Origin of the sequence: Acaryochloris thomasi RCC1774 (genome assembly GCF_003231495.1) — a bacterium.
Lineage (GTDB): Bacteria > Cyanobacteriota > Cyanobacteriia > Thermosynechococcales > Thermosynechococcaceae > RCC1774.
On record NZ_PQWO01000037.1, the window covers coordinates 17168 to 29021 of the forward strand.

8 protein-coding genes and 1 pseudogene are annotated in these 11854 nt (G+C 45.5%); 5 read left to right on the forward strand and 4 right to left on the reverse strand.

Going from position 1 to position 11854, the window contains the following annotated elements; all coding sequences use genetic code 11:
• Window positions 1-71 precede the first annotated feature (71 nt).
• Both C1752_RS26325 and C1752_RS26330 read left to right on the forward strand, forming a co-directional pair.
• Window positions 72-2597, forward strand: coding sequence for a two-partner secretion domain-containing protein (locus C1752_RS26325; RefSeq protein ID WP_110989020.1), 2526 nt, complete (start codon window positions 72-74; stop codon window positions 2595-2597).
• A complete protein-coding gene (locus C1752_RS26330; protein WP_158535231.1) occupies window positions 2594-5062 on the forward strand; it encodes a CHAT domain-containing protein in 2469 nt (822 codons plus the stop codon). Before C1752_RS26325 ends, C1752_RS26330 begins: the two co-directional genes overlap by 4 nt.
• On the opposite strand, the gene C1752_RS26335 is transcribed toward C1752_RS26330, so the two are convergent.
• From C1752_RS26335 to C1752_RS26345, 4 genes and pseudogenes are all read right to left on the reverse strand, one after another.
• Window positions 5037-5939: a hypothetical protein gene (locus C1752_RS26335; RefSeq protein ID WP_110989022.1), complete on the reverse strand. Its 903-nt coding sequence runs from the start codon at window positions 5937-5939 to the stop codon at window positions 5037-5039. The two genes, C1752_RS26330 and C1752_RS26335, sit on opposite strands and share 26 nt — an antisense overlap.
• Entirely contained in the window at window positions 5936-7591 is a 1656-nt protein-coding gene (locus C1752_RS26340; protein WP_158535232.1) for a serine/threonine-protein kinase, read from the reverse strand. Before C1752_RS26340 ends, C1752_RS26335 begins: the two co-directional genes overlap by 4 nt.
• A gap of 84 nt (window positions 7592-7675) precedes the next feature.
• Window positions 7676-7747, reverse strand: a pseudogene (locus tag C1752_RS30510) (4-Cys prefix domain-containing protein); the annotation flags it as partial.
• 12 nt (window positions 7748-7759) lie between these two features.
• Complete coding sequence (locus C1752_RS26345) at window positions 7760-9139, reverse strand: helix-turn-helix domain-containing protein (protein WP_110989024.1); 1380 nt, start codon at window positions 9137-9139, stop codon at window positions 7760-7762.
• 945 nt (window positions 9140-10084) lie between these two features.
• Between C1752_RS26345 and C1752_RS26355 the strand changes: the two genes are divergently transcribed.
• The 3 genes from C1752_RS26355 to C1752_RS28740 form a co-directional block, all read left to right on the forward strand.
• Window positions 10085-11338 carry a sigma-70 family RNA polymerase sigma factor gene (locus tag C1752_RS26355; protein WP_158535233.1) on the forward strand — a complete coding sequence of 418 codons (1254 nt, stop codon included), beginning with the start codon at window positions 10085-10087 and terminating at the stop codon, window positions 11336-11338.
• On the forward strand, window positions 11308-11532 hold the full coding sequence (locus C1752_RS26360) for a hypothetical protein (RefSeq protein ID WP_146242455.1): 225 nt from the start codon (window positions 11308-11310) through the stop codon (window positions 11530-11532). The genes C1752_RS26355 and C1752_RS26360 overlap by 31 nt, the downstream gene beginning before the upstream one ends.
• A 10-nt stretch (window positions 11533-11542) precedes the next feature.
• The coding region (locus C1752_RS28740) for a hypothetical protein (RefSeq protein WP_158535234.1) at window positions 11543-11854 on the forward strand (312 nt) is incomplete at its 3' end.

Here is an 11854-nt window from a genome sequence, read left to right on the forward strand (position 1 = left end):
ATATATTTAGACTTTTTGACACTTAGTCAGATTGTCAGGATGTTGTCTATCTTTCTTCGTTCTGAAAGTTCATGAAATATATTAGATTAACACCTCTTTTCCTTAATGCTTTTTTCATTAGTCTAAATGCCTCCAGTTTGGCTAAGGCTCAGGTTGTTCCTTCTGGACCATCATCAACAGTTGTCGATGTTCAGGGAAACTCAAAGGGTAGGAGGTATATCATAGATGGAGGGAAAAATTCAGGAAGCAATCTATTTCATTTTTTTGATAAATTCAATCTTAACGAAGAACAGCAGGCCGTATTTAGGAACAGTCGTAATATTAATACTATTTTTAGTATTGTTACAGGGAATACTTCTTCGAGTATTAATGGAGGTATCACTGCTAATGGTAAGGCAGATATATCCTTTTTCAATCCTAATGGTATCTTGCTCGATCGTCGTGCGATGCTGGATATTGGTGGAGACTTTCTAGCATCCACAGCAAACAAGCTTTTATTCACTGATGGTGAAAGCTTGTCGATTGAAGACCCTGTGCAGTCTAATGTGTTACTCAATCTTAGCTCAGGTGACTTAGCGAAGCTTCAGTTTCTCGGCACCTCCGGTGGCATTGTCATTAATGGTACTGGCCATGAACTTGAACAGCAGACACCTACGAGTCCAGCTACTGGTCTAGGAGATGTCGATTCAGGCTTGTCTGTTTTACCAGGACAGACTATTTCATTGTTCGCAAATGGTATTGAATTAAGTGGGGGTAAAATTGTTGCTCCTGCTGCGACTATTTTGTTAATTAGTATTCAGCAAGGCCAAATTCCAGCTGATGGATTTGGCCCCTCGCGTAATATATCGTTCTCTGGAGAAGATAAAAAAAATATATATGCTCCAATTGTATTGGATGAGTCATCCTTGATTGATACTTCTGGATCCTCTAGAAGCTTTGTCTCAATTAAGGCGGGAAACTTACAGATTCTGGGAAATTCATTTATATATAATAGTTATACTGGGAGCGGAAGTGGTGGTACTTTGAGATTTGATGTTTCTGGTGATTTTTTAATTGATGCTTCAAGCTTTGATGCAAACTTAAATCAATCTGCGGTTCCGGTTGAGTTTGGTGCTGGGATTATTTCTGACGCTATTAGTGGCCGCGGTGCCGATATTGAAGTATATGCAGGTAATTTATCTATTCTTCAGGGAGCGTCTATACAGACCTTTGCAAGGAATTCTGCCTTGGGAGGTAGGTCAAGATATGATATTCAGGAAGATGTATTAATTCAAGGGGACTCTCTAATTAATCCCTTGTCTAATTCTTCTGTAATTGGATCTTCTAGCTTTGATTCAGCGTCTGCCGGTAGCATCGAACTTAGTGCAAATAATTTATTTATTCGTGACTCTGGAATACTTTCGGCTCTGAATTTATCTAGTAATTCAAACGAGCCTGTTACAATCATTGTTGCCGATACTACTCAAATTGATGGATTGTCACCCACTTCATCTATTGGTAGTTTTCTTATCTCTTCTTCTTTGTCTACAGGAAGCTCGGCTGATATTAATCTAAGTACTAAACGCCTAAATATCTTTGATGGTGCCGTGATTGCATCTACTACTTTTGGTGCTGGTTCGGGGGGGGATTTGAATATTAATGCTCAAGAAAGTTTATCTGTATCAGGTTTTAGGATAGATCCTTTCGATGGAACTAGATTTGATTCAGCTATTGTTGCATCTGCTTCTGCGTTACCAGGATTTATTGCGGATCCTTTGAATTTGCCATCTCCACCTACTGGTGATGCAGGGATCGTAGATATTACTTCGCCCTCGATTAGTTTAGATAATTTTGGTACAGTGAGTTCCTTTAATCAAGGCTCTGGTTTGGGTGGAGATATATTTATTAATTCTGATGCTTTTATCTCGAATAAAGGGCGCGTTACGGCTATAGCTGCTAATGATAATGGAGGTAACATTAATTTAAGCATTGATGGCCCACTGATTCTGTCGAATCAGAGTCAGTTTACAGCTTCATCTTTGGGGGCTGGTTCAGGTGGTAATATTAGGATCCAGTCAGACTTAATTACGCTTTCAAACAGCGACATTCTCGCAAATGCAGAACAGGGGACTGGTGGGCAAATCACTATATCAACTCAAGGACTTTTCCCTGATAATCAGAGCCGTATTTCAGCAACTTCTGATTTTGGTGTTGACGGTCAAGTTGAAATTGATGTTGAGAATAGGCCCGTCCTTGTAGATCAAGTTGAAATTCAACAGCCAAGAACTAACACTGTCAATCTAGCGTGTTCACCTGGTTCTTCTAGTGGTCAGTCATCTTTCTCAATGCAAAGCTCTGGCGGGCTTGCTGCTCAGCCAGGAAACTTCTCTCAGACGCTACCTATTGCTTCGAAGAAAGCTGCAGAGCCACAGTTGTCGTTGTCTGCCCCGTTTATCGTTGATGAAGAGTCGGGTAAGAAAGTATTTTTGGTTGAGCCGTCTGGTTTTCATAGGCGATCTGACGGTACTCTAGCTTTTGTTGTTGAAGCACAGGTGTCCGAAGAGCGAAGTGTTCTGGTTAGTTCATCATGTTTGCCATCTTCGGCCTCAAATTCATGACTAGACTAAATGTGTTGCTGTGCGCTGCTTTATCACTTGCTTTGACAGCACAACAGGCTTTTTGTCAGCCTGCTCAGTCTGCAGCTCCTCAAGCGCTCTATGAATCTGCTTTAAGTCGTCTTGGGCAAGGCTACCCCTGGCAAGCCTCTCTTTTGCTGAACGAAGCTTTAGCCAAGTACTCCTCAATGGGAGATCGCTCAGGGGTTCTGCGGACGCGCATTGCACAGAGTGAGTTGCACCATTCACTTGGACAAAATCTGAAAGCCTGCAAGACAATGATCGCAGCACTTAATTTCAGCGTAGTGGAGATTTGTTCTACTGGCTTATCAGGAAATAAAACTCACGCGGATGCTTTCAATGCAGATTTACTGGCTCTCACTTCAGAACGGTTGCATACAAGAGCATTGACAAATCTTGGTTTTTACTTGTCTGCACTGGGTAATTTAGAGGCATCGGGGCGGGCTATTCAACGAGCTGAGGAGATGCTTGAATCACCTCAAGATGACTCTGACTCTGAGTTGCTACTAGTATTTGCTAAAGCTAATCTAGAAAAGTTTTTCTTTCTCCGGAATCAAAACCGCGCAGCAAGGGATGATAGCCCATTGCAGCAAAAACAACTTCAGAGAGAATCAGCGCAATATGCTCAGGTTGCTCTGTCCCTTTATGAGAGGCTTGCACGTACTTCAGATCCCAGCATTTCTCTTAAAGCTAGGCTGAGCTGGGTCGAGTTGTATTCAGCTATAGGTACCTGGAGTCGAAGTGTTAGTCAAAGCTCTCCACTTTTAAGTCTTCAGCGTCGAAAACGAGAGACTTACACAAGTATTTCGTCCTCTTTGAGCCATTCATCCTTTGACGATTTACCTAGAAGCGAAGCGATCTATGGAAGAATACGATGGGCTGAGTTGCAGCTAGAGAATCATAGTTCGCCCGTTGCATTGCAGTCGATCTATGCTCTAGCAAAAGACTCTCTTCAGGATTCTAGAGAGCTAGAGAATATAAGAGGTCAATCTTTTGCGCTTGGTCTTTTGGGGCAGATTTATGAGCGCAGTGATCAGCCATCTGAAGCTCAATCTTTTTTTCGCAGTGCCATCAACCAAGCTCAGTCTATTAATGCTTGGGATAGCGTATACCGATGGCAGTGGATGATGGCTAAAAGTCTAGCTGCCGATGGTCAACGCGATGAAGCTCTGGCTCACTATCGCATGTCTGTGCAGTCCCTGGAGCATGTTCGTAATGACTTGTTAGCGGTCGATTCAGAGTTACAGTTTTCTTTTGCTTCGGAAGTCGCGCCAGTCTATCGGGAGTATATGCATCTACTTCTCGATAGTGTTGAAGTTAATAGTGTTGAGCCTGCATTGGAGGTATATAGCCAACTGCAAACTGCTGAGCTAGAAAATTACCTGCGCTGCGGTCGCTTGAGCAATATTTCCATTGCTTCTATCAAAGATGCGCCTTCTACCGTCTACATTCTTGATTTAGGAGATCGTTATGAGGTTATCTTACGCAAAAAGGATGGGACTTATGTTCGACATCAGCCTGAGGCTCAAGTGGTTCGAGCAAGTGTTACTGACCTACAAAACTACCAGGACACCATACAGACCTCACGATTTGACAGCAACGTCAATGCGTCGCTGTATCTGAATACTAGGATTCTGTATGAGCAGCTATTCGAGCCATTGGAAGAGCATCTATCAGAAGGCTCTACTGTCAATTTTGTATTGGATTCAAGCTTGCAGGGTGTTCCAATCGCCTTACTGAATCGAGGTCAAGATTTCCTGATCGATGCCTATGCCCCTGCGACAATTCTTCAAGATCATCTTCTTCCTCCTCGACAACTAGATGCTGATTCTCTGAAGGTGCTCATAGCCGGTATCTCTAGTAAAAGTCCTAGTATGAAGTCGTCAGCGGATCCCAGTTTGAAGCCACTGCCGGAGGTGCAGGTCGAGGTGACGCAGATTGCCTCCATTGCTAATAAATCGGTGTCTTTGCTCGACGAGCAGTTCACACTTGAAAAGTTGGATCAATCGCTTGGGAGTTATCCGGTTGTGCATATTGCCTCTCACGGCCAGTTCAGCTCTAATCCAAAGCAAAATTTCATCTATGCGTGGGACTCGACGCTCGGTGGGCAATACTTTCAGTCGGCATTGGAACGACAAGACCTATCGCAAAACTCAATTGAGTTGCTAGTCCTCAGTGCCTGTCAGACGGCCAAAGGCGATCCCCAGTCCTCGTTGGGACTGGCTGGTCTATCCGTCAGGGCGGGCGCTCGAAGTACCGTGGCTTCCCTTTGGAAGGTCGATAGTGGAGCAACTACACTATTAATGAATCTTTTCTACGACGGTCTACGGGAAGGGCTGTCGAAAGCCGAAGCACTTCAGCAGGCACAGCAGGGAATTAAGCGGCTTCCACGGTATAGCCACCCTTATTACTGGGCCGGATTTATTTTGGTTGGTAGCTGGCTGTAATCTTGTCGGCATTGCGAGAAAACAGCATCTTTCCTAGCTTAGGAAAGCCTGCGTCTTGGTATCGTTGAGACAGTAATTGTTTTACTCTTCTATTAGCCCCTTGCTTCACGGCAAGCTCCAGACTTTCAATCGATTCGTTAAGAAGGTTGTGTGACATATATAGCCGGTCTCGTTTTATTGCTGTTTCCGACAGCGAAAGCCCTAATGTTTCTAACTGCTGATTAGCCGATCTGATTCGACTTGCTTCATCAGGAGCTACGACGGAATAACTTGCTGCGACAAAACTGATTTCCTTATCTTCGGAGATTGCCAGCACCGTTGTCTTGTATATTCTTCCAGGTGTCAGAGGAGGCGCAGATGCCGGATACTCTAGCGCCGTTCCCTTGACAGTTGACTGCCATTTGAAATTGTGACCACTGACTACGATTTCGTAGGTTGATGCGTTTGGAACTGGCTCCCACTCAAAGCGTGGCAGACGGCCTAATAAGGTATTCCCGAAGGGCCGCTGTAGCCTTCCTGCAGCCTGCTGGCTTCCTCTGGTATTTAGCTTTGCTCCCTCTCTATCTGTGCTCCACTTCTGTATATCTTCTCGTTGAGCCGGTTCACACAAGCTTGAGACTTGCCCTCTGGCGTTATAGATAATGCGACCAGTGCCATTGCAAGAAATCGTCACGAGACGATTGTTGATAGGTGTGATGATGTCTGTCTTGCAAAGCAGAGTGCCCTTTTCGTGGACTGAATCGCCTGTCGTTAGTACTTCTGCAACTGCCGTGGAGTGTCTACATTGAGCTAAAGACTTTGGTGCTTCGATAGCTTGAGCTAGTAAAATCACAGCGGTAATTGTTCCCCCGCTAATGCAAGTCACCTTTGAATTCATGTTGCCAAAATCGCAATTTTTGCTGATGGTAGTATATCAGAATCTATCTTGGCGTTAAGTTGATCAATGTACTCTAGCTTCCACTCAACGCCTTCTGGTGTATCGCTATCGAACAGTAAACAGGCACGATAGGTTTCTTTGTCAAAGTTATTTAGCTTCTTTTGCACCTTGAGGAGTAAACAGTGGGCATCTGCGGGGGAAACAACTCTTTTTCGATATCTTTCCAGTAATTCTGATTGAATGCTAATGGAATTTTCCAGATAGATCTGCGCTGCTTCGAAATTCTTTAGCTGGAGTTCTGCCCAGCCCATGTTCTTGAAGACGGAACTCATTTCAAGCGGATCTATTTGTTGCTCCATTAGCGGCATCAATCGCTTTCTTGCGTCTGGTGCTTTACCCTCCAATAGATCTAATCTTGCTAAGTTGTTAATGGGGTAGGCTTCTTTCCCTTTACTTTCCTTTATCGATAGCTCGTAATACTGCCGGGCTTCTGAGAATTTGCTTCCCTCATCGTATACGCGGCCAATATTTGCGTAGTTTAGCCATCTTGATTCTGGAGGCCCTTTTTCAAAAGACTTTTGGTAATTCTCACGCGCACATGCAAAATCCTGTGATTGAAAGCAAGTCGTGGCTATGAAATTATATGCGAGGTGATTATCGGGATTGATTTTAATTGCTAAATCAAATTTATTCTGTGCGCTTTCGTATCTGAACTCCTTTAAATACCGCTCTCCTTCTTTCACGAGTGCTTCAGACCACTTTAGTTGTCCTATACGCACCCCAGTGCCAGCGGAAACTATCGCCAGTATTACTATCAGTAATCTTGCCCACTTAGATCCGAAGTAACGATGTCTTTCTCTAGCTTTTGGTACCGACTGGGTGAGATCGTGAATTAAGTCCTCTGTGTTTGTGGGCCGTTTTCGAGGGTTGCGCTCTAAAAGTTTGTCGATATAGTCGGCCAGTGTCTGTGATATTTGAGGGGCTTTATCTCGCCAGATCAGTTTTGCTGTTTCATCCTCTTCTGGTAGGTACATTGGATGAATGCCAGTCACCATGTGAACAATAGTTCTCCCGAGTGCAAAGAAGTCAGAGCTTGCGATCGCCCGCCCCTTTATCTGCTCTGGTGGTGCATAGCCGTGAGTGTAAATCCTGGTGATTTCAAAGTCTGTGCTATCTGTTCCCATCTCGCTGAGGTCTATGCTCAGTTTTGATAAATAGGTGTTGGTTATTTCTCGAATCGCCCCATAGTCGATGAGGACTAGTTCACCCGTTGCTTTGAGCAATATATTGTCAGGCTTTAGGTCTCGATGGATAACACCTATTGAATGCAAGATATGTAAGATTTGAGCCAGTTGTTGTAGCCAATTAAGTGCGACTTCATCTGAGATGGGCTGGTGTTCGCGGAGCCAATCGAGTAAGGTCTGTCCTTCAACATACTCCATGACCATGCAATGTAGGGTGTCCCCCTGCGGGGTCACTACCTCAAAGTAGTTGTCAAATTCTGCTTTAGGAATGCCTGGGTGGGCCAATATGGGTAAGACTCTAGACTCTCGTTGCAGTAACTCAATGTTTTTGAAGGTTCCAAACCTGCTGATTTCCCACACCGCTTTCAATACTTTTTTGCAGTCAGGTTTCGAGAGATCGTCGCTCAAAAATACTTGTGAGTGCTCTCTTGGCTGTCCAGTCTCTAATGGTGCGATTAACCGAAAGCGTTCATTCAGGATTAGTGAAGTACCACAGCTTTCACACGTATCAAGTGTGTCGCTATTCGTTCTCGCAAGACATTTGGGATTGATGCAATAAGTCAAGGCATTGAAACCTTATGCGGTCAAAGGTATCGAGTCACTTTGGCTGACTGTCGATTTTGCGTTTAGCATAACGAGTTTTTTTACGATTTTGCTGATAGACAGTTGAAAAGGCTGATCCGATGATTTATTGATCAACGATCTGCTCTCCAATCTGGTGACTGCGGTCATCAGATCTGATCTTGAGTGGTTGCTAAAGATGCCGCACAGCTCTTTGAAGTCAATGGATTTTGGACTCATCTTAGCTAAGTTTGCAAGCACGTCTTGTTCTAGATAGCTAGATCGGCAGATTTGATCAAGGAGTGTTTCTGTAAATGGATCATCAACGCGAATGGTATTGAGTTCCAAGAACTCAGAGGCATCTCCTCCAAAAAAATCATTGATTTTTTCAGCCACCTCCAATAGGGCATATGGATTTCCTTGATAGTCTGCGATGAGTTGCTTCCAGACTGATTCATTTTTAAGGCCAGTGTGCTTTAGCAGCTCAATGGCATCTTTCCCTAGCCCCTCTATCTTGAATGACCGTGCTGCGAACCCATTGTTCTGTAGGGATTTCACTTCACGAATCGGCTCCTGACTGCAAAATATGAAGCAGCTTCTGTGTTGTTCCTCAATGATTCTGTGGACGAAGGAACGATATTCGGTGTGATGTCCCCAGGGATTGCTTCGGCTTGCCTCTTTCATTAATGCCTCTACCGAGTCAAAGACAATCAGCAATCTATGCTTGCGCAAGCATTGCAATAAATCATTCGTAAGTTGCGGAATATCCTTGTCAGATACTGTTATGCCAAATAGGGAGACTAATTCGGCTAGAAGTTCTGTCAGTGATGGTCCGTAGTTAAGCGACTTCCAGATGCAGGCTTCAAACTTAAATTGCTCAGGTAATTTAGGGCACATTTGGCTAACTTTGGATGCCAGGGCACTTTTTCCTATCCCAGGTGCGCCGATCAAGCTGATACATTGATTTTCCTTGATCGCGGCTGAAAGCATCGCTATTTCTGGACCACGACCCACGAAGGAATTGACGCTTGGTGGTTGCCCTATGAGAACGGAGAATCCATCTGATTTATCAAATCTGTATTCAGTGCTGTTTTCATCCGACTTCGATGCCGAGTCCTGAATAATCTTTTCTTCAATCAGCTTTCTGTATGTATGCTTGGTAACCTCCTTAACATTCAACGCAACTGCCAGCCTTAGCCATAGCCTACGACCAACGCAAGTGCGTAAGTGATCAGCGTCTACATCGTCGAGCTTCTCTGCAATTTGCTTAAAGGTTTCCTTTTGCCATGTACCCCTGAGGACAGCTTTCTCATCCTCGTTCAGAGGTGTATCGCCACTGTCGAATAGATACGTGTTGGTTAGCTGTAGAGCATCTTTAATATCAACAGGAGCCATGATTCGCGCTAGTTGTTTAAGAAATGTGCGGCATGTGTTGTTTCTTTCTCACATACTGGCATATGATGTCGCCAGGGACAATCAGGTTCTACAAACTGCCTCTACTATTTTTGCTAGGGAGGATATTTTGAACTAAATAAAAGCGGAATTCTAGGTTTCGTCTTTATCGTCTGGATGATTGGAGTTATCCGAAAGGCCGATGTCCACGGTCTCTGAGATGACTCGCTCGTTGGTCCATCGAACGAAGATCTCACCTTTCATTGCCACGATGATTGATTCAAAGGTTTTTGTATTGGTTTTGCTTGGCTCAGCTAGAGCCTATGTTTTGTTTTGGCTGTAGCTTATTCATCGCCTTTCGGATTCCAGTTCTCTGGCATATCCTCTAGTAGTTCCAATGATTCAGTTTCGCGTAGCTTTGACTCAATGGCATCTCTTGCAAGCTCACTATCCGATTTTCCAAGCTTTTGTCCTAACCATGCAAAACGCCTGTAGTAATAATCAGACAAATAGGTTGTTACTCGTGGCCTCTTTGCTGGCACTGGTTTCATTTGCATTTGTACAGAAGTTATTCTTGCATCTTGTAACGTACATAGCACTCTGAATGGACTTAGGTGACACTCTGGAGTAACACCATGCTACTATAGCGATGTATTTACAAGTCCATTTCATTAATGACCCCTATATGCTTTTTCTGCGACCAAAAGCTTGCAGCGTTCTGCTTGTCGGCCATTAATTCGCGGTTACCTTGTTTGCCACACAACTGTATAAAGAGGCGATAGACCAACTAAATTAGTCAAATAACATCCCCACTACCGATCAGCCGTGGAAAGCAAGCGGTAGTGGGGTGGCCTCCGTCACATGTATTCACACGCATGGAGATCTCTATGTTACCCGTTTCCATCGCGGCTGCAGTCTGCGGTCGTCCACCCGCGCAGGGCTAGAGCGATGACTTTTGCTGCTATCCCCGCCAATCTAAAGCCTCATCTGCAGCACAGGCTTTTGTCTGCAGATGAGGAACTGTTACTTGTGATTAAAGCGCAGTCAAGTGATGTTCGTGCGCGGAATCGTTTGCTCCGGCATAACCTTCGTTTTGCGGTGGAGCAAACGAAAAACCTTTGTGAATGCTACCTTCACCTGGATTTTGACGAGGGGTTCGATGCCGCCATCATTGGCCTGAATAAAGCCATTGATGGGTTTGACCCCACTCTGGGTTTTCGCCTAAGCACCTACGCGTACACTAAGGTCCTGTACGAGATACAGAAATTGATGGCGAAGGTTGTCACCTACACTAAACACCGTAGTGACAAACCCGTTGAGGAGCTGGAGCTTAGTCATCAGCCACTCCCCCTGGAACAATTAGAGCGTCAGGAGCGATTAACGGAACTCCGGCAAAAACGCCGTGATATCTGGGGGGCACTCCGCAACTTCCCCAAACAGATCCGCAAGCTGATTGTCTGGCGTTTGCTCGGTCACTCTTATAAGGATCTTGGTGAGCGTTTCGGGTTCTCCAGGCAGACTGCTAGCAATTACTATCAGAAGTACTTTCCTTGTTTCCTGCAGGCCCTATTCCCCGCCCAAGTCTGCACCCCACCCCGCCGATCGCTCCGCCGCTTGCTGACGCGCCGTACTCCGAAGCTGCGCCTAACAACAGCCACTGTCCGCCCCAAACGATCGCATCGTACACCCCAGAACGATCTCACCTCCAAAGAGTGCCGGTGGCCGCAAGTCCTGCGGAAGATCTCGCGTTCAGCCAGCGTTGCAATCACACCGCTTCTTTGCAAGCTACAGCACTCTAAGGTCAACAGCCGATCGTCAAAGCCCCAGGTTGCGATCTTACGCAGGGCACCCCAATTGTTGTTAGCAGCAGCTACACGCCTGTTTTCCACTGTTTTCCAGTTACGACCCATTGCTCAGTCATCGAACTCCGAGCTGCCGTCAGCTACGGTTGGGCTGCAGGAGGTCCGGGGTTCTCCTGGCTCTAGTCTTGCCGGTAGATTTTCTCGTGTTGCTCTATTGATCCTAGAGGCAGTTCCCCCTGATAGCCTCACAATCCAGCTTTCCGATCGCATTGAACTACAACAGTCGCGATCGGTCGTTACGGGGGATGCGACACCCCCGCACATCTCCCGCTTATTCTTTTTACCCGTACTGATTTTGGAGATTATGCTGTGTTTCCTCGCTTTATTGGCCTGTTGTTGATTTTCCCCGCGACCTTTATCAGCGGTGCTGTGATCGCCGAAACTCAGTCTAATGATGAATTCCTGGCAAACTACCCTCCCGGCAACACGATCACCCAACGGATGCGAGATTATCGTTCGTTTACCTGTGGAAAGTACTGTGAGAACTATCCACAGGGCATTAGCGAAGTTCGATTTCGCGACTGGCAGCGTTAGAGGCTAAAAGATGGTGAATCAATTACTTAGCTCCCTTAAAAAATGCCCTAACTGCGGGTCGGATAAATCCTTGACCCGAGACGATCGGCACTTTTGTTATATGTGCGAAACACCCCTCGTCGAGCATGTACCCACGAATAGCTGGAACCAAAAAACCCCTTCATGGCCTTTGGGGCAAGTCCAAGGGATCTGTTCGACCGTCCTATCAAATGAACGACTCACATTGATTTGGCAGAAGCTGGGCCGCAGAAAGGTGGTCGTCGGCAGTGGTCTCTTCGGAATTCTACTGCTTGGGTCTGGTTTGATTCTGGGTGCCCGCAAT